The 17,476-nt window shown below is 69.6% G+C and carries 21 protein-coding genes; 4 read left to right on the top strand and 17 right to left on the bottom strand.

Annotated features, from left to right (window positions below; genetic code table 11):
• Positions 1-67 precede the first annotated feature (67 nt).
• Positions 68-691, bottom strand: a complete 624-nt coding sequence (locus CEY15_RS08865) for a TetR family transcriptional regulator (RefSeq protein ID WP_095718121.1) — start codon at positions 689-691, stop codon at positions 68-70.
• A 127-nt stretch (positions 692-818) separates the two neighbouring features.
• On the opposite strand from CEY15_RS08865, the gene CEY15_RS08860 reads away from it, so the two are divergent.
• The gene (locus CEY15_RS08860; protein ID WP_107757510.1) at positions 819-1,370 is read left to right on the top strand and encodes a DUF2020 domain-containing protein; all 552 of its coding nucleotides are present in this window, start codon (positions 819-821) and stop codon (positions 1,368-1,370) included.
• Between the two features lies 1 nt (position 1,371).
• On the opposite strand, the gene CEY15_RS18465 is transcribed toward CEY15_RS08860, so the two are convergent.
• From CEY15_RS18465 to CEY15_RS08825, 7 genes are all read right to left on the bottom strand, one after another.
• Positions 1,372-1,536 (bottom strand): hypothetical protein, encoded by a 165-nt coding sequence (locus tag CEY15_RS18465; RefSeq protein WP_095718150.1) that lies wholly within the window; start codon positions 1,534-1,536, stop codon positions 1,372-1,374.
• Entirely contained in the window at positions 1,536-2,354 is an 819-nt protein-coding gene (locus CEY15_RS08850; protein WP_141244232.1) for a class E sortase, read from the bottom strand. Before CEY15_RS08850 ends, CEY15_RS18465 begins: the two co-directional genes overlap by 1 nt.
• Positions 2,351-2,953: a TetR/AcrR family transcriptional regulator gene (locus CEY15_RS08845; protein WP_095718120.1), complete on the bottom strand. Its 603-nt coding sequence runs from the start codon at positions 2,951-2,953 to the stop codon at positions 2,351-2,353. The genes CEY15_RS08850 and CEY15_RS08845 overlap by 4 nt, the downstream gene beginning before the upstream one ends.
• Before the next feature lie 80 nt (positions 2,954-3,033).
• On the bottom strand, positions 3,034-3,267 hold the full coding sequence (locus tag CEY15_RS08840) for a hypothetical protein (RefSeq protein ID WP_095718119.1): 234 nt from the start codon (positions 3,265-3,267) through the stop codon (positions 3,034-3,036).
• Positions 3,268-3,384: 117 nt separating this feature from the next.
• Positions 3,385-3,675, bottom strand: coding sequence for a GlsB/YeaQ/YmgE family stress response membrane protein (locus CEY15_RS08835; protein WP_095718118.1), 291 nt, complete (start codon positions 3,673-3,675; stop codon positions 3,385-3,387).
• A 155-nt stretch (positions 3,676-3,830) separates the two neighbouring features.
• Positions 3,831-4,118: a GNAT family N-acetyltransferase gene (locus tag CEY15_RS08830; protein ID WP_095718117.1), complete on the bottom strand. Its 288-nt coding sequence runs from the start codon at positions 4,116-4,118 to the stop codon at positions 3,831-3,833.
• Positions 4,115-5,011, bottom strand: a complete 897-nt coding sequence (locus tag CEY15_RS08825; protein WP_095718116.1) for a universal stress protein — start codon at positions 5,009-5,011, stop codon at positions 4,115-4,117. The genes CEY15_RS08830 and CEY15_RS08825 overlap by 4 nt, the downstream gene beginning before the upstream one ends.
• A gap of 270 nt (positions 5,012-5,281) precedes the next feature.
• On the opposite strand from CEY15_RS08825, the gene CEY15_RS08820 reads away from it, so the two are divergent.
• From CEY15_RS08820 to CEY15_RS08810, 3 genes are read left to right on the top strand one after another with little or no spacing between them, the layout of a single operon-like run.
• A complete protein-coding gene (locus tag CEY15_RS08820) occupies positions 5,282-6,292 on the top strand; it encodes a pseudouridine synthase (protein WP_095718115.1) in 1,011 nt (336 codons plus the stop codon).
• A 27-nt stretch (positions 6,293-6,319) separates the two neighbouring features.
• A complete protein-coding gene (locus tag CEY15_RS08815) occupies positions 6,320-7,087 on the top strand; it encodes an ABC transporter ATP-binding protein (RefSeq protein WP_095718114.1) in 768 nt (255 codons plus the stop codon).
• Positions 7,087-9,681: an ABC transporter permease gene (locus CEY15_RS08810; protein ID WP_245847433.1), complete on the top strand. Its 2,595-nt coding sequence runs from the start codon at positions 7,087-7,089 to the stop codon at positions 9,679-9,681. The genes CEY15_RS08815 and CEY15_RS08810 overlap by 1 nt, the downstream gene beginning before the upstream one ends.
• Before the next feature lie 16 nt (positions 9,682-9,697).
• On the opposite strand, the gene CEY15_RS08805 is transcribed toward CEY15_RS08810, so the two are convergent.
• The 9 genes from CEY15_RS08805 to CEY15_RS08765 all read right to left on the bottom strand — a co-directional run bounded on the left by CEY15_RS08805 (position 9,698) and on the right by CEY15_RS08765 (position 17,293).
• Complete coding sequence (locus tag CEY15_RS08805) at positions 9,698-10,342, bottom strand: prepilin peptidase (protein WP_095718113.1); 645 nt, start codon at positions 10,340-10,342, stop codon at positions 9,698-9,700.
• Positions 10,342-11,229, bottom strand: a complete 888-nt coding sequence (locus CEY15_RS08800) for a type II secretion system F family protein (RefSeq protein WP_095718112.1) — start codon at positions 11,227-11,229, stop codon at positions 10,342-10,344. The genes CEY15_RS08805 and CEY15_RS08800 overlap by 1 nt, the downstream gene beginning before the upstream one ends.
• Positions 11,230-11,268: 39 nt before the next feature.
• Positions 11,269-12,225, bottom strand: coding sequence for a type II secretion system F family protein (locus CEY15_RS08795; RefSeq protein ID WP_095718111.1), 957 nt, complete (start codon positions 12,223-12,225; stop codon positions 11,269-11,271).
• Complete coding sequence (locus CEY15_RS08790) at positions 12,222-13,679, bottom strand: CpaF family protein (protein WP_095718110.1); 1,458 nt, start codon at positions 13,677-13,679, stop codon at positions 12,222-12,224. Before CEY15_RS08790 ends, CEY15_RS08795 begins: the two co-directional genes overlap by 4 nt.
• Complete coding sequence (locus CEY15_RS08785) at positions 13,676-14,917, bottom strand: AAA family ATPase (RefSeq protein WP_095718109.1); 1,242 nt, start codon at positions 14,915-14,917, stop codon at positions 13,676-13,678. The genes CEY15_RS08790 and CEY15_RS08785 overlap by 4 nt, the downstream gene beginning before the upstream one ends.
• A complete protein-coding gene (cpaB, locus tag CEY15_RS08780) occupies positions 14,914-15,636 on the bottom strand; it encodes a Flp pilus assembly protein CpaB (protein ID WP_095718108.1) in 723 nt (240 codons plus the stop codon). The genes CEY15_RS08785 and cpaB overlap by 4 nt, the downstream gene beginning before the upstream one ends.
• 10 nt (positions 15,637-15,646) lie before the next feature.
• Complete coding sequence (locus CEY15_RS08775; protein ID WP_095718107.1) at positions 15,647-16,591, bottom strand: pilus assembly protein TadG-related protein; 945 nt, start codon at positions 16,589-16,591, stop codon at positions 15,647-15,649.
• Positions 16,579-16,965: a TadE family protein gene (locus tag CEY15_RS08770; protein WP_095718106.1), complete on the bottom strand. Its 387-nt coding sequence runs from the start codon at positions 16,963-16,965 to the stop codon at positions 16,579-16,581. Before CEY15_RS08770 ends, CEY15_RS08775 begins: the two co-directional genes overlap by 13 nt.
• A gap of 100 nt (positions 16,966-17,065) precedes the next feature.
• On the bottom strand, positions 17,066-17,293 hold the full coding sequence (locus CEY15_RS08765; protein WP_095718105.1) for a Flp family type IVb pilin: 228 nt from the start codon (positions 17,291-17,293) through the stop codon (positions 17,066-17,068).
• Between the last annotated feature and the right edge of the window lie 183 nt (positions 17,294-17,476).

Genomic DNA, 17,476 nt, shown 5'->3' with positions numbered 1-17,476 from the left:
CCGATCCTACGATGTCGTGGCTCGATGCAGGCTCCCGGCCGGTCCGCGAGCACCTGTCCGCGCGGGTTCAGGGCTCGCCGGGCACGATCTCGGTCGCCCGGATGACGGCGTCGAACGACTCCCGGATCCGATCCTCCAGCAGAGTCGGCGATTCGTCGGTGCGCCACTGCTCGACCGCCACCCGGACGATCGCGATCGAGGCCGCCGCGACGGTGGCGGCCTCCACGGACCCGGGCTCGCCGCCCTCTCGGCGGGCCACCAGCGCGGCGAGTTCCTCCTCGGTCCGCGACAGGATCGCGTACACCTCGGTGCGGATTCCCGGCTCTTGCCGCCACATGTCATGGAACCGGTTGAACAGAGGGGTCTCCTGCCGGGCCATGGAGACCTGCAGCCACAACAGGCGGGTGAGCGCGGTCAGCGTGGATACGGACCGGTCGGTGAGGAACAGGTGCACCGCGTCGCGGCCCGGGGGGAAGGTATCCGGGATGCACGCGGCGGCCTTGGACGGGAAGTAGTTGAAGAACGTGCGGCGGGACACGTTGGCGGCCTTGGCGATCTGGTCCACCGTCACCGCGTCGAGTCCCCGTTCGAGGGCGAGGTCCAGTGCGACGGAGGAGATGGTCTCGCGCAGCTCGCGGCGGCGCCTCCCGACGCGGTCGGCGCCTTCTCCGTGCGTGGATGGGCCGGGCATGTGGCGCCTCCCCGTCGGTCGTCGGTGCGGGTGGGTGGTCGGTGCTGGTGGGTCGTCGGTGCGGGTGGGTGGTCTCCGCTCGGTGGTGATGACCCTACCCAGGTGTTTGGGTCCTATCCTGGGCATCATGCGTATCGCCACCACGACTTTCCTCGCCCCCATGGCCGTCGTCCTGCTCGGTGTGTCGGCGGGGTGCGGCGGTGGCGACGGCGATCCGGCACCGGAGATGGGGACCATCCGGACCGCGCCGCCGGAGACCAGCGAGCCGGAGATCCCCCAGGTCGAGCCCGTGACTCGTGAGCAGTGCCCGTACCTGTCTGTCGACGAGGCGTCGAGGCTCAACGGCGAGCTGGCCACCGACGTGCGGATCGATGACCGTGTCGACCCCGCCGCCTGCTTCTTCTACGGCGCGGACGGGGCGGTCCAGCTCACGACGACCGTGTATTCGGTCGCGTCCGAGGAGCGGGCCACCGAGCTGGTGGACGACTCGGCCCCCGTCGGTGAGTCCGAGCGCTCGGACGTCGAGGGAGGATGGACCGGCGGACGCACCGGTGGCCCGGGTGGCGCCCTGGTGGTCCTGGCCCGAGGCACTCAGGTCCTGGCGGTGCAGTCCACGCAGGAGCAGTCGGTCAAGGTGCAGCGGGTGGCCGAACTCGTCGCGCCCCGCATAGCCGACTGACTCAGTCTGCAGGGTCGACGGCGACGTGCGAGTACGGCATGAGTGACTCGACCGCGGGGAACACCACTTCCATGAGTAGCAGCACCACCGCCGCGAGAAGCGCGAGGAGCAGCACGATCCGGACCGGCGTCGGTCCGGGCAGGCTGCGGTAGAGCCGGGCGTACATCACCGGCCCCCCAACTCGACGGGGGCCTCGCCGGCCACCCGCGGCTCACTGCGTTCGAGCACGGCGTGCACGACGAGCCGCTCCGCGGCCGAGAACTGCGGATGGCACGTGGTGAGCGTCGTCAGCGGCAGCAGCTCGGGGGAGGGTGGCTCGGCGCGTCCGGGCACCGCGTCGATCACCCACACGTCCTCTGGTCGGACCACCGACATCCCGGACAGCCCCTCGTATGGTCCCGAGGTCGCGCGGTCGGCGAGCTCTGCGGGCAGACATTCGGCGGCCTGCTCGCGCGCCGAGTCGGGATCGGGGGCGTCGACGGGCAGTACGCGGTAGATCAGCCACCGGTCCGCGGTGGCGTACACCAGGGCGTCGCAGGAGCGCAGGGCGTCGAGATCGTTGAACGGCGATCCACGGCCCACCCGGTGACCGGCGACGGCGAAGTTGCCGGGCTGCCCCGGGCCCTGTGTCCCGGTGTAGTGCCCGGGCCCGGTCTCCAGAGCCGCGTCGCTGGTGCCGGAGACCACGGCGAACCGGTAGTCCGAACCGAACGCCGGGATGTACAGGCGGGCGAACGCGGTCCCGTCCGCGAGGCCGGACAATGCCGGGTCCCTTTCCTCCGCGTCCTCTGCGTCCTCCGGGACCCCGCCGCGCATCCGTGGGTTGTCCGCCGTGTCCCACTGCCGGTCCAGGTCGGCGTCGGCGGCGGACTGGGCGCGTGCCGCGTCCAGATCCGTCCACCACACCTGGTAGACCACGAAGAGTGCCAGCACGACGCCGAGCGTCACCAGCACCTCTCCCAGCACACCCGCCGCGCGCCTCACGACGGTTCCGAGACCATCCCCAGGATCAGCTCGGCCATGCTGCGTGCTGTCATCGCCGAGGTCTCCACCTCGCCGAGCATGGCCGCGGTGACAGAGCCGTCGTGGAGGATCGCCAACCGGTCCGCCAGGTCGGCGATGTTGTCTGGGTCCTCGAGCCCCATGCCGGCGAGCTCGGAGCGGAGCGTGGAGGCGATCCACGCCCGCTGGTCGGTCACCGCCTCCCGGATGGCGCGCTCACCGTCGGTGCAGGGGCTGGGGAACTCGATGGCGGCGGCGAGGTGACACGACCCGGGGGTCGCGGGCTCCACGCGCTCGCGGACGAGGTCGAACAGGGCGAGAATGCGCCCCCGCGAATCGGGCGCGGCGTCCGCCCGTCGCTGCCACAGGGCGCGGTCCCGCTCGGCCATGGCTCTGAGGTATGCCACGACCAGCTCGTCCTTGGAGCCATAGGTGTTGTAGAGGCTGGCCTTGGCGACCTTGGCCTCCCTGAGGATCCGGTCGATGCCCACCGCCCGGATCCCGTCGGTGGAGAACAGACGAGTCGACGTGGCCAGGAGCCGCTCCCGCGGTCCGGGTTTGGTCGACCGTGCGCTCGTCACAGGTGACAGACTATCGGCTGGCGCCGCGGTCTCGGCGGGACCGGTGCCGTGTCAGGCGACACCGGACCCGATGGCCCGGTTCACGCCGGGGGCTGTCCCCCGGCGGGAGGGCGGTCACCCGTCACGGTGTCGTCAGGCTGCACGTCGGCCGGGTCGTGGGCCGGGCTGCTGTCCGGGCCGTCGGCCCCGCTGTCCTGCTGCCTCTTGTTGGCGCCGCCGGCCTTGTCGTTCAGGTAGTCCCCGGTCTTCGCGACGGCCGAGTTGAGCCTGGCGGGGTTCCTGCCGATGTTCTTGATCTTGTCGATCAGACCCATGTCCGGTCCTTTCGTCGGGTGCTCGCGGTGAGGAGACGAACGGCCCGGCCCTGTCGTGCGGGGCCGGGCCGTTCGGACTCGTCCGGAGTTCGTGCGTCTCCTGGCGTCAGTGCGCCGTCAGACGCGGGTGCCGCGGTTGCTGCGACCGCTGACGAGGCTGACGAGCCAGATCACGAGGCAGGCGCCGACGATGGCGGCGAGGATGCCGGGAATGGAGAATGCCTGCGGCATCGCTCCGCCCTCGCTGTTGGTGAAGAACGAGACGAGCCAGCCGACGATGAAGGCGCCGACGATGCCGGCGGCAATGTTGGCGATGATGCCCATCTGGGCGTCACGCTTCATGATCTTGGAGGCGATCCATCCGGCGAGTCCGCCGATGATGATCCAGGCGATAATCGTGCCCATGATGTAGTCCTTTCCCGAGAGGTACTCGGCCCGTGTGCGAGCCGCCCCCTCAGGAGAACACGGCTGGGCTCCGGGCGCCTCCGGTGGGACCGTGTGTGGGGTTAATCGTCGCTTATTCGTTACTCACCTGCGCCTCAGGTGTCATGTGAGCGGGATCCTCAGGCGAGATCCGCCGATTCCGGGTGCTTCTGCACGTACCGCTCGACGAATGCGCAGGCGGGTCGGACGCGCAGTCCCTCGTCGCGGGTGACCTCCAGTGCCTCCCCGATCATCCGACCGGCCAGCCCGCGACCGCCGAACTCGGGATCGACCACGGTGTGCGGAAACGTCCTGACGCCGTCCGCGTCGCTGTAGTCCGCGAAACCCGCCACCACGCCGTCGACCACGATCTCGAAGCGGCCGGCGGCGGGGTCGCGTCTCACCCGGACGTCCTCGTCAGCGCTCATGAGTGCGACTCCGGACGCACGACCATCACCGGGCAGGGCGACGCCTGCAGCAGCGCCCGGCTGGTCGAGCCGAGGACCATGCCCGTGAATCCGCCCCGCCCGTGGGATCCGACGACGACGAGCTGGGCGTCCTCGGCCCGCTCCACGAGGGCCCGGACCGCGCGATCGCGGGTGACGACCCGCTCCACCCTCACATCTGGGTAGCGGTCCGAGAATCCGGCGAGCCGCTCGGAGAGGGTCTCCAGCTGTTGTTCCTCGAGCTGCCGCCAGTCCTCGTCGGTCAACGCGATCCCCGCTGCGGCGGCCTGGACCTGCGGATCCATCCAGGTGTGCACCGCGATCAGCGTGGCGTCCCGCGCGGAGGCCTCGGCGAAGGCCCACGAGGTGGCCTTGGCGCTGACCTCCGAACCGTCCACACCCACCACGACAGGGCCCGTCCGGTCGAGGTCGTCGGTGTCCTCACGGGTCACCACGACCGGGCAGTACGCATGGCTGGCCACCGAGGCTGAGACGGACCCGAGGACCATCCCCTTGATCCCGCCGAGACCGCGCGAGCCCAGGACGACCATCTTGGCCTTACGGGAGTAGTCGATCAGAACCTGCGAGGGGTTGCCCTCGACGATCGCGTGCGAGACCTCGATGTCCGGGGCGACCTTGAGGGCGGTGGCCCGGGCCTGCTCGACAATCGGCTGGCACTCCTTCTCCAACTCGTCGTAGACGGGTTGGGGCGGGACCATGCCCTCGGCGAACATGGCGGCCGGCATCGTGTAGCTGGTGACCAACACGAGCGGGATCCGCCGGGTCGCGGCGGTGTGGGCTGCGTAGGCGACGGCGCCGGTCGAGGCGGCTGAACCGTCGATGCCGACGATCACGGAATTCTCGAGTGAAGCCATACCCCGAGAATACCGCCGTGGCGCGATCCCCGATGCGTTCTCGGGCCGGGTGGATCAGACCCCGTCGGGGAAGGGGGCGTTGGACGGGTAGGCCATGTTGAAGCTGCCCTGGAACGCCGGGAGGAAGGCGCGGCCGGGGCCGAAGAGGAAGAAGTCGACAACGGCGTCGATCATGGGTACTCCTGGTGCGAACGGGGCAGCTGGCGTCCAAGTGGCGCATGTGGTGCCTGGGGCGAGAAGTGAGTGTAACCCACCGACTACACTCCGCACATGCCGAAATCCGGACGTCCGCGACGGCCGCTGCCTCTGCGTGACGGTGTGGACCCGGTCAGGATCCGGCTCGCCGACCCCGGCCGGGGGCCCCGCAGCATCCCCGAGGAGCTGCGCCGGAGGTTCCCCGACCGGCTCGCCGAGCTCGAGGCGGCCCTCGCCTCCGGGCAGGTGGTGACCGCCGACGGGGTCGCCGTCACCGAGGCCACCCGGCGTCAACGGGGGATGGACCTGTGGACGTATCGGGCCCCCGAGCCGGAGGTGGAGGTGCCCTTCGGGATCGAGGTCCTGCACGCCGACGACCGCCTCGTCGTCGTCGACAAGCCGCATTTCCTCGCCACCACCCCCCGCGCGGGGCACGTCACCCAGACCGCACTGGTGCGGCTCCGCCGCGACCTCGGGCTGGAGGACCTGGCACCGGCGCACCGCCTCGACAGGCTCACCGCCGGGGTCCTGGTGTTCACCGTCGACCCCGCGTTCCGGGCCGCCTACCAGGACCTCTTCGCCGCCCGACGGGTCGCCAAGACCTATCTGGCCGTGGCGCCCGCGCCTGAGGGGACCCCGCGCGTCCGGGAGCGGTCCAGCCGGATCGTCAAGACCCGCGGGGTGCTCCAGGCCGCCGAGGTCGACGGACCGCCGGACGCCCACACCCGCATCACCCTGCTCGACGTCCGTGCGTCTGGACAGGGGGAGGGGGACGCGCCGCTCGGCCTGTACCGCCTCGAGCCCTCCACCGGGCGCACGCACCAGCTCCGGGTGCACATGAACGCGCTCGGCACACCGATCCTCGGCGACGACCTGTACCCGCGGGTTCGGACGGTCGCCCCCGGTGACTTCTCCCGGCCCCTGCAGTTGCTCGCGGAAACGCTCGAGTTCACCGATCCCGTCTCCGGGGCCGCTCGCAGATTCCGGACCCGCAGATCGCTCGAGGAGTGGCCGTCGGGGTGGCCCCAGGCGAAAGATCGGGGCCATCCCCCATCGGCTCCCGCTCCGAACTCCTGCATGCTTTAGGTCGACCACCACGATCCAGGGGAGCACATGACCACGCAGGCCGAGACCCAGCACCGGGCGGAGGGCGCGGACCTCGCCGCCGTCGCCACCGACCTCGTCATGACCTACGGCGAGGGCGAGACCGAGGTCCGCGCGCTCGACCACGTCAGCGCCTCGTTCGAGCGCGGACGGTTCACCGCGATCATGGGGCCGTCCGGGTCGGGCAAGTCCACGCTGATGCACTGCATGGCCGGACTGGACCGGCCGACGTCGGGGTCGGTACGCGTGGGCGAGACCGAGATCGTGGGCCTGGCGGACAAGGAACTCACGGCGCTGCGCCGCGACCGGATCGGATTCGTGTTCCAGTCCTTCAACCTGGTTCCCACCCTCACCGCCGAGGAGAACATCACCCTCCCCCAGGACATCGCGGGCCACTCCATCGACCGCGCATGGTTCGACGAGGTGATCGGGCGGCTGGGCATCAAGGACCGGCTCTCGCACCGCCCCTCGGAGCTGTCCGGCGGGCAGCAACAGCGCGTCGCCTGCGCGCGGGCCCTGGTGGGGCGCCCGGACATCCTGTTCGGGGACGAGCCCACCGGCAACCTCGACTCCACCTCGTCGGCGGAGGTGCTGTCGATCCTGCGCAGCGCCGCGGACGACTTCCAGCAGACCGTCGTGATCGTCACCCACGACCCGCGCGCCGCCACCTATGCCGACCGCGTCCTGCTGCTCGCCGACGGCAAGGTCGTACGTGAGCTCTCCCACCCCACCTCCGACGAGATCCTGGCGGCCATGGGCGCGCTCGAGGAGGGATGATGGCCGCCCGCCACTCCGCCCGACACTCCGCAGGTCACGCGCCCGGTCAGGCGCCCACCCATGCCCGGCCCATGCTCCGGGTGTCCCTGCGCAACATCGCCGCGCACAAACTGCGCCTGGCCCTGTCCGTTCTCGCCGTGGTGCTGGGCACCGCGTTCGTCACCGGTTCGCTCGTGTTCACCTCGACCCTCAAGAGCACGTTCGACGCGCTGCTCGACCAGGGGACGCAGGACCTGTCAGCGATGATCGAGCCCGAGGACCCCCGTGGTGCCGGGGTGCCGTTCGAGGTCGCCGACCGCGCCCTCGGGCTGCCCGGCGTCGAGGCCGTCACCCCCGGGGTGACCGGCACCGTGGTGCTGTTCAACGCGGACGGCACCCCCTACCAGTCGGGTGGCGCACCGTCCGAGGGGCTGGAGTGGGTCGACCCCGACCAGTCCGTCGGCAGCAGCGACTGGATCTCGGACGGGCGGGCTCCGGCCGCCGACGGCGAGGTCGTCCTCCCCGAGTCGGTGCTGGACAACGCAGGACTCGCGATCGGTGACCCCGCCCGGGTGTACACGACCTCCCAGGGGATGATCGACGTCACGGTCGTGGGCGCCTACTCCTCGGAGACCGACGTCGGCGGGTACGTCGGGGTCGGCTTCACCCCCGCGCAGGCCCGCGCGCTGTTCACCGACGGTGAGAACGCCAGCAACGTCGCGGTCCGTGCAGTCCCCGGCGTGAGCCAGGAGGAGATGCGCGACACTCTGGCCGCCGAGTTCCCCGGGTACGAGGTGAGCACCGGCGAGGAGGTCAAGGAGAGGCTCTCCGCGCAGCTGTCGACCGTCCTCGACTTCGTCAACTACTTCTTCGTGGCCTTCGGGCTGATCGCGCTGCTCGTGGGCACGTTCATCATCTACAACACCTTCTCCATGCTGGTGGCGCAGCGGATGCGCGAACTGGCCCTGTTGCGGGCGATCGGTGCGACGCGCGGGCAGCTCACCCGGTCCGTGCTGGCCGAGGCCGCGCTGACCGGTCTGGTCGGGTCCGCCATCGGCGTGCTCGCCGGGTTCGGGCTGGCGAGGGTCATCTTCGCCGTGCTCGACGCCTTCGACCTGGGCATCCCCTCGGGGAGCCTGGCGCTCACCCCGATGTCCGTCATCACGCCGCTGGTGTTGGGTTTCGTCGTCACGGTGTTCTCCGCGTGGGCCCCCGCCCGCCGCGCCGGCCGCGTCGCGCCGGTCCAGGGCATGCGGGTCGGCGCGGCCTCCTCGGAGGCCGGCGGAGGCTGGCGCACGTCCGTCGGGCTGCTGGCCGTGGTCAGCGGCGTCATGCTCGCGTTGATCGGCACCTGGCAGGACACCACGAGGAGCGGTGCGATCACCGTGGGCGTCGGAGCCGCGGCCCTGATCGTCGGCAGCTTCCTGGTGATGCCCGCCCTGGCCAGGCCCATCGCCGGCGGGATCGGGCGGATCATCGGCGCGCCCTTCGGTGCGGTCGGCAAGCTCGCGGCCACCAACGCCGGCCGCAACACCCGCCGCACCGCCGCCACGGCGTTCGCCCTGACCCTGGGGCTCACCCTGGTCGCGGCGTTCGGCACGCTCGGCGCCACCACCAAGGAGAGCGTGAGCGGCCTCATCGACCAGGGGATCACCGCCGACGTGATCGTCCAGGGGGTGGCCTCACAGGGTCCGCCGACCCCGCTGGCCGGCGGGATCGAGGACCAGATCGCGGGCGTCGACGGCGTCGGGGACGTGGCGTGGCTCGCGTTCGGTTTCGGACAGCTCGGCGGAGAACCCCAGGCGCTCGCGGCCGCCGGCGGGCCGGTGGGGGAGTTGCTCGAGGCCACGGTTCTCGACGGTTCGCTCGAACCCCAGGAGGACTCGCTGGTCGTCTCCCGGGAGGTCTCGCGCGACAACGGGTGGACCATGGGCACCCGGGTACCGCTCGTCGGCCCGGACGGCAGTGAGTCCACCCTCCGGGTGACCGGCGTCTACGACGACGCCCAGATCCTCGGCCCCTTCTACACCGGTATTGACGTGTACGAGCGGCTGGTGCCGGAGAACCTCCGCTCGACGGCCATCGTTCTGGCCAAGGCGGCCGAGGGGACCTCGCCGGATGAGGTGCTGGCCGCCGTCACCGAGGAGCTCGCCGACACCCCGATCGCCACCGTGCAGAGCAAGCAGCAGTACATCGACGTCCAGTCGGGCGGGATCGACCAGCTGCTGACGATCATCTACGCCCTGCTCGGACTGGCCCTGGTCATCGCGGTGCTGGGGATCGTCAACACCCTCGCGCTGTCGGTGATCGAGCGGCGCACGGAGATCGGCATGCTGCGGGCCGTGGGCATGCAGCGGTCCCAGATCCGGCGGACGATCAACCTCGAATCCACGCAGATCGCGGTGTTCGGGGCCCTGATCGGCGCCGCCGTCGGGGTCTATCTGGGCTGGGCCTTCGTCTCGGTGCTCGCGGACAGCGGGCTCAGCGAGACCACCATCCCATGGGGGAACATCGGGGTCGTGCTGGTGGCCTCCGCGGTCGTGGGTGTGCTGGCCTCGCTGTGGCCGGCGCACCGGGCCGCCAAGACCGACCCGCTGGAGGCGATCTCGGACTAGGCGGGCCCGGGCGGGCCTAATCTCCCACCGAGAGCCACGCGGCCACCGCCGCACCGGCGATCATCGCGGGCCCGAACGCGATGCCGGTGTGGCGGTTGGCTCTACGGCTGGCGAGCAACACCAGTGCCACCACCGCGTTGATCGCGAACGCCGCCAGCGTCCCGACCAGCACGTAGTACCAACCCAGCCAGCCCAGAAAGAGACCCAGGACGCCGGCGAGCTTGACGTCGCCCAGCCCGAGCCCCGACGGGTTGATGAACGCCAGGGTGAAGTAGAGGGCGAGCAGTGCCAGCGCCGCGGCGGCGGCGCGCCCCAGCGCGCCCCAGTCGCCGGTGACCATCGCCGCCACGCCCAGCGTCGCCAGGAGGACGGGGTAGAGGGGGACGACGACGACGTCGGGCAGCCTGTGCACGGCCAGGTCGATCGGCACGAGGAGCCCGCACGCCACGGCCAGGGCCGCGAACGCCACCAGTTCGGGAACGGTGCCAGCCAGACCCGCGGCCCCCGCGCCCCCCGCCGCGGCCAGTCCCACGGGGAGACCGGAGCGCAACCAGCGGGAGTCGGAGTCGGCGATCGACCGGATCCACCCGGTCAGCGCCGCGGCGACTGCCCCGCACACGATCGCGGTGAGGATCACGAGCACGGCACTGCTGGTGAGCACTAGGAGAAGGCTTCCATCATGTTCATCGCCGTGGGGCCCAGGAGCACGATGAACAGCACCGGCAGGATGCACACCATCAACGGGAAGATCACCTTGACCGGGATCTGCATGGCCTTCTCCTCCGCTCGCTGTCGGCGCTTGCTTCGCAACTCCGAGGCCTGGGTGCGCAACACGTCGGCGATGGAGATGCCGTAGGCGTCGGCCTGGATGATCGCGCGCACAAAGCGGCGCAGGTCGGTGACGTCGGTGCGACGGGCGAGCGATTCGTAGGCGTGGCGGCGCAGTTGACCCACCTGGATCTCTTGCAGAGTGCGGGTGAACTCATCGGCCAGCGGCCCCTTGCCGTTCTTGCCGGCCCGCGCCATGGCGGAGTCGAAACCGAGCCCGGCTTCCACGGCGATGGTCATCTGGTCGAGGGTATCGGCAAGCTCGAGTTGGATGGCCTGGCTCCGTTCCTGACCCCGGCTGTGGAGTAGCAGTTCGGGGAGGAAGTAACAGACCAGGATGACCGCCACGGCCATCAGCACCGGGAGCCCGCCGGAGGTACCCGAGAGGAAGAGGATGCTGAGGGTCACCGCCACGAGACCCAGAACGATCTTGGACACCAGTAGCTTCTCCAGCGGCCACCCCTGCGGCCTGCCGGCCTTGATCAGCAGTTTCTCCAGCAATCGAACCGACGGCCCCGGGGTCAGGCGCCGGGCGATCGTGGCCAGAGTGCCGCCGGACTCCTCCTCGTCGGGGAGCACGGCCTCGATGGCGGGCTCGGGCCCCGATCCCCGGTGCAGGTTCTCCACGGTGCGCTGGCGGACGCGACCGGGGCCCGAGAGAACGGCCCAGCTCACCAGGAACACCGATGCGGTGAGGACCGAGACGGCGAGCCATGCCATCGGTGCCACGGAATGCTCCTTCCAGAACGCGCGATGCGCTCAGAACTTGATGTTGACGACCTTGCGTAGCCAGAGCCCGCCTACCACGAGTAGGACGACGCTGATGCCGATGAGTGTGTAACCCAGCAGGCTCTCGAAGAACTTGGAGATGTACTCGGGGTTGCTCACGAAGAGGAACCCGCCGATGCCGAACGGCAGCGCCATGAGGACGTATGCCGAGAGTTTGCCCTCCGCGGCCAGCGCCTTGACCTGACGGCGGATCTGGTTGCGCTCGCGAATGGTGTTCCCCACGCCGTCGAGCACCTCGGCGAGGTTGCCGCCGACCTCGCGGTTGATCGCGATGGCCTGGGTGACCCATTCGAAGTCCTCGCTGCCCATGCGGCGTGCGGTTTCCTCGAGGGCGGGCGCGAGGTCGCGGCCCACCCGGGTCTCGTTGATGATGCGGGCGAACTCCTCGGACGTGGGTTCCTCGGCCTCGCGTGCGACCGACGCCAATGCCTGGAGCAGACTGTGTCCCGCCCGCAGGCTGCTGGCCATGAGCTGCAGCGAGTCATCCAGCTGATCGGCAAAGGCGGCCCGGCGGCGGGAGGCACGGACATCGAGGAACACCTTGGCGCCGAGAGGTGTCAGAAGGGCTAGAAAGAAGCCCGTCACCGGACCCACCGCCACCAGGCCGAGGGCGAACGTCACGACCGCCGCGACCCCCACCAGGAACACGAAGTCCTGCAGACCCATCTTCACCCCGGCCCGCTCCAGCGCGCCTGCGCCCGGGGCGCCGCGGCGGCTCAGAGTGGTGTCGATCGCCGATGTGGCGGATGTCGCCATCCGCGAGATGATCCCGGGCCCGTCGTGAACGCCCGGCCGCCGCCTGGCTCGGGGGATCCGGCCCGGGGGAGGGGAGAACACGAGGAACGCGATGATGAGAACCGCGAGCGACAGTGCCATCACCCCGAGACCGGCGGGGGAGGTGAGCACCTGCGTCGCCGAGACGTTCATCGCCCCTTCCCGGTGGGAACGTCGAACACCCTCGGAGAGAGTCGGATACCCATCTCCTCGAACTGATCGGTGAAGCGGGGACGCACGCCGGTGGAGACCGGCTTGCCGAGGAACTTGCCGTCGGGTCCGACACCTGCGGAGTAGTCGAACAGGAACGCGTCCTGCAGGGTGACCGTCTGGCCCTCCATCCCCTGGACCTCGGTGACCGCGGTGACCCGCCTGGTGCCGTCACGTAGCCGGGTCAATTGGACGATCACGTCCACGGCCGAGGCGATCTGTTCGCGGATGGCGCGCAGCGGCAAGTCCATCCCAGCCATCAGCACCAGAGTCTCGAGCCGCGCCACCGCGTCGCGGGGCGAATTGGCGTGGACCGTGGACAGGGACCCGTCGTGGCCGGTGTTCATCGCCTGCAGCATGTCCAGGGTCTCTCCGCCACGGACCTCGCCCACCACGATGCGGTCGGGTCGCATGCGCAGGGAATTGCGCACGAGGTCGCGGATGCTGATCTCGCCCTTTCCCTCGATGTTCGCCGGCCGGGCCTCGAGCCGCACCACGTGATCCTGTTGCATCTGCAACTCCACGGCGTCCTCGATGGTGACGATGCGCTCGCCCTCGGGGATGAACGAGGACAGGACGTTGAGCAGTGTGGTCTTACCGCTGCCGGTGCCGCCGGAGACGATGATGTTGAGACGGGCCTCGACACAGGCCCGGAGGAGTTCGGCCATCTCGGGCGTGAGCGTGCCGAACCCGATCAGGTCGTTGACCTTGAAGGGATCCTTGGAGAACTTGCGGATGGTCAGCGACGAGCCGTTCACCGCCAGCGGGGGGATCACGGCGTTGACACGGGACCCGTCCGCTAGACGGGCGTCGACCAGGGGCGAGGACTCGTCGATGCGCCGACCGATACGGGAGACGATCCGCTCGATGACCTGGCGCAGGTGCTCCTCGGAGGTGAATCGCGCGGAGCTGCGGGTGAGGCGTCCCCGCTGCTCGATGTAGATCATGTCGGGACCGTTGACCATGATCTCGGTGATCGTCGGGTCGGCCAGGAGTCGTTCGAGCGGACCGTGCCCCAGGACATCGTCCTGGATGTCGCTGATGAGCCTCTGACGCTGCTCCGCGGTGAGCGGGACCGTCTCGTCCTCGACGACCTTGTTGAGCTCGGTGCGCACCAGCGCGTGCAGTTGCTCCTCGGTGAGCGACGGATTATTCAGTCTGGCCCCCACTCGCTCGAACAGCGCGGCGGACGCACGGTCCTTGAGGGAGATCAACGCATCGGGCTCGGGAATCGCGGGAGCCGCCGGAGTGGTGGGGGCGGAGGGATACACCCCGGTCGACGACGGCGTGGCCGCGACGACCGGCTTTACGGGCAGCGTGGCGCCCGGAGCATCCGGGGCGGCCTCCTGCACCGGGGCTTCCCCGCGGGCGGCGCGCAGGCGATCGCTCAGTGTCATTGTGCGCCCTTCCTCTGCAGACGGTGGCGGCCGCCGAATCGGGACCCGGCCTTCTCCCGTGAGGGGCGGGGTTCCTTCTTCGGGGCCGGAGCGAAGCGGTCCACCAGGCGCCGCAGCTTCTTGGCCGCGGGATCGCGGACGTCACTCTGGAGAAGGGGGACACCCTGGTTGATCGACACCGCGGCGCCCCGGGACCGCGGGAGCACGAGGTCGACGCCGGTGCCGAGTGTGGCCTCTACATCTGATCGGGTCAGTCCGGAGTGCGGGTCGGCGAGGTTGACCACCACGTGGCGGCGCTCGAACGCCATCCCGAGGTCGCGGAGGATGTCCATCTCTTTTCGTAGACCCCGCACGCCGGGCACGTCCATGCTGGTGACCAGGACGAGATCGTTGGTCAGGTCGAGCGCGGCGAGGACGTGGTCCGTGATCGCCGGTGCGGTGTCGATGACGACGAAGCGGAACTCCGCCGCCAGTGTCTGCAACAGGTGGGTGAGCTCGTCGACGCCGACCAGGTCTGCCTCTACGGGTGAGTGGGGTCCACACACCACGGTTAGTCCGGACTCGTGTTGGGTCAGGAACGTCTTGAGCACCATCGAATCTCTCGCGGCCGCGCCCTGCACCACGTCGACGATCGTGTGCTCGGGTGCGAGGTTGAGGGCGGTGGACACGTCTCCGAACTGCAGGTCCAGGTCCACGAGGACGGTGGAATGGGGTTCCGCCCGGGCCAGCCCGACGGCAAGGTTCGCGGCGATCGTCGTCTTGCCCACACCGCCCTTGGGCGAGACCACGCTGATCACACGACCACGCGTCGACCGGGAACCCGTGCGGGAGTCGTCACGGTCGCCGGGTCCTACCCGGGTGCGCTGCCGTGCGGCCCTGTCAGCTCGGTCGAGGGCGTGGCGGATCTCGTCCTCGTCGGATTCGGTGGAGACGATGTCGCTGACGCCGGCCCGCATCGCCGCGAGGCCGAGCTCGGCGGCGCGGTCGCTGGCCAGGACCACAGCGATACCCGGGCATTCCGCGTTCAGTCTGGAGGCCAGTTCCAGGGCTGCTTCTGTCCCGGAACGCTCGTCGATCACCACGACCTCGGGAACGTCTCCGCCGCCGAGCTGTTGGAACAATTGCGCGGGACTCGCGGGCAGGGGGCCCGGGGGAAGCGCCGGGATCGCCTGCCCGGTGGCCGCTCGGAAGCGGTCGCGGAGATCGACGAAGTCGGTGGCCAGGAGGATGTTGTTCATCGGTACACGTTCCCCGGGTTGACGATGCGGGTGCCGTCCTCCGGCGTGGCGGCGTCCTCGAGCGAGAGCCAGATGGAGCCGTTTTCCCCCGCGTAAACGACCTTCTCCGCGTCAGGGGCGGTCAGCGCGAGGGTGACCATCACCCCACCTTCGTGCACAGGGGCGTCGGCGGGATCGGTCGACTCGGTCACTCCGGATGCGGACGGCGACAACCCGCCCTGGACCCGCAGGACGAGGATCTTGTGCAGCATGAGATGGGTCTGGTCCCCGATCGAGGCGAAGACCCCCACCGTGTCGCCGGGGGTGATGGTCCCTCCCACCACTCGCGCGGAGTTGAGCGGAATCGTGACCTGGTGGAAACCTTTGGGTGCGGGGATGCCGCCGAACTGCTGGAGCGACTGCAGTGACGCGAAGCGCCCGGCCAGGAGCTGCTCACCGGCGGCGAGGTCGGTCGCCGCGACCATGCTCCCGAGTTCCCGCAGATCGGTGACGGAGTTCGGGCCCACGGAGGAGGCGGGGAGCTGTCGCTCCTCCACCAATTCCCCGAGGGCGGAGGCGGGAGTGCCCTCTGCGATCGACTGGGTCGCAACCAGAACGGTCACGGGCTGGAGGTCCGCCAGCGCTCGCTCGTCCGCGGCGCCGACGTAGCGGATCAACAGGGCGGCGCCGAGCAGCGCCAGGAGGGTTGCGGCGGCGACGGCCACGACACGACGGTTCACGTCAACTCACTTACTGATCGGGGAGGAGGTAGACGGCGGTGGCACCGAGGTTCTGCGTGCTCGGCCCGTACTCGAAGTCGTCGGAGCGATCGAGGAACTCCGTGAAGTAGCCGCTGATGCACCGTTCGTTTCCCCTGCACGGGCTGTTCCAGTTCGCGCCGGACAGGTGGTAACCGGTGATCGTGAATGCCGCGTACCCGTAGACGCGGTAGTAGGCGTTGTTGCCCTGGCCTCGGTAGGCGTCGAACAAGGGGAGGAGGATCGTCTTGTTGTGGAGGGACGACATGCAACTCGTGCCGCCCTTGTTGCCGGGGGCCCCCTGGACTTCCTGACCGATCCTCGTGAATGCCTGGCACGTCCCTGCGTTCGGGGCCAACCAGCCGAACCCCCCCGGGACCAGGTTTCCCGAGGGCACAGGGCAGTCCGTGTTGGAGGTCTTGGTGAACTCGATGGTCCGCTCGATCCTGTCCGAGGGGATTCCTCCGCCGGTCTGCGCCCAGAACTCACATACATAGAAGGCGAGCGGAAGGGCGGACGTGCCGCTGATCGGGGAGCCCCACCCCGCGGTGCTGGTCGCACCGACCTCGGACTCGTTGATGCCCAGGACGGGGGCGAACCAGTGGTCTCGGGTGTCGGAGGTATCGACGGTGACCTTGCCGGCCGCGGCTACGAGGTCCACGGACACCGAGCTCTCGGTGGCGGAGGTGTTCTTGTCCACGAGCTGCCGGGCGGTCGTTCTGGCCCGCAAGGTTCCGCAGTCGCTCCGCGCGCAGTCCTGGGCTATCGCCAGAGCGGCGGCATCTGCGCCCATTTGTAGCTTCTGCCTGTCGGAGTGAACGGCGGCGATGTCGATCGAGATGGCCGCGAAGCCGATGAGGGGAACCATGAGGAGGGCGGCGAGGACGCTTACCGCACCCCTGTCGCTCTGCGCCCGAATCGCATTCAGCCGTTGCATCGCATGCTCCCGGTGCCGGTGAGGGTCAAGTCGCCCAATGGGAGGAACCCGCTGAGCGGCTCGAACTGGTAGGTGACCGTGACCGTGGCGGTGGGGGTCGAATCCTCGGGGGCGCAGTTGAGCGGGGTCACCACGACGTCGGACGCGGGGATGCCCAACCCGGTGGCGGCGTTCGTCGCGGCCGACTTGGCGGCGTCGACGTCGTTCTGCAGCGCCATGACTCGCACCCCGTCGCGAGCGGCGTTAGAGAGCGTGGTCTGGATGTTGTAGGCGCGGCCGAACTCGATAATTCCGAGAACGAGAGTGAGGAGGACCGGCACGACCAGAGCGAACTCCACTGCCGCGGCTCCGCGGTCGGGGAGCGATCTGGTCATGACGGTCCTCGTGAGGGGTGAGGGGGATTGGGAGGGGTTGAGACGGCTCCGGCGCAGTGCCCGGTGCTGGGGCACTGCGCCGGAGGCTGATCGCCGAACTCTAGCCGCCGGCCGGCGGCGGGGTTCCGTTGGGAATCGCAGCCGTGACGTTCTGGAACAGGGTCTGGAGCTGGCCGCCCAGGGCGGTTACGACCAGGATGATCGCCACCGCGATCAGCCCAACCATGAGCCCGTACTCGACGGCCGTAGCGCCGCGGTCCTTGCGGTCCTCGAAGCGGTCGCTCACGAGGGCGTAGAGCGTGAAGAAGTATGCAGCAACCTGGCTCATGATGAACCGTCCTTTGGTGCGGGGGTCGGTCGACCCGAGGGGAGGGGGGCGTCCGATTCGGTGTGAATCAGTGACGAGAATCACTATGGCACATCAACAGAGTTTGTCAAAACAAACTGATTAATTCATTGCCTCAGCTCGCCTCGCCGCCTCGCCCGGGCACGGTCCGAAACCGCCGCGGAC

The sequence above is a fragment of the Dietzia natronolimnaea genome (assembly GCF_002289575.1).
Lineage (GTDB): Bacteria > Actinomycetota > Actinomycetes > Mycobacteriales > Mycobacteriaceae > Dietzia > Dietzia natronolimnaea_A.
The sequence above is the reverse complement of the archived record's forward strand: the minus strand, read 5'-3'. Positions and strand labels throughout refer to the sequence as shown.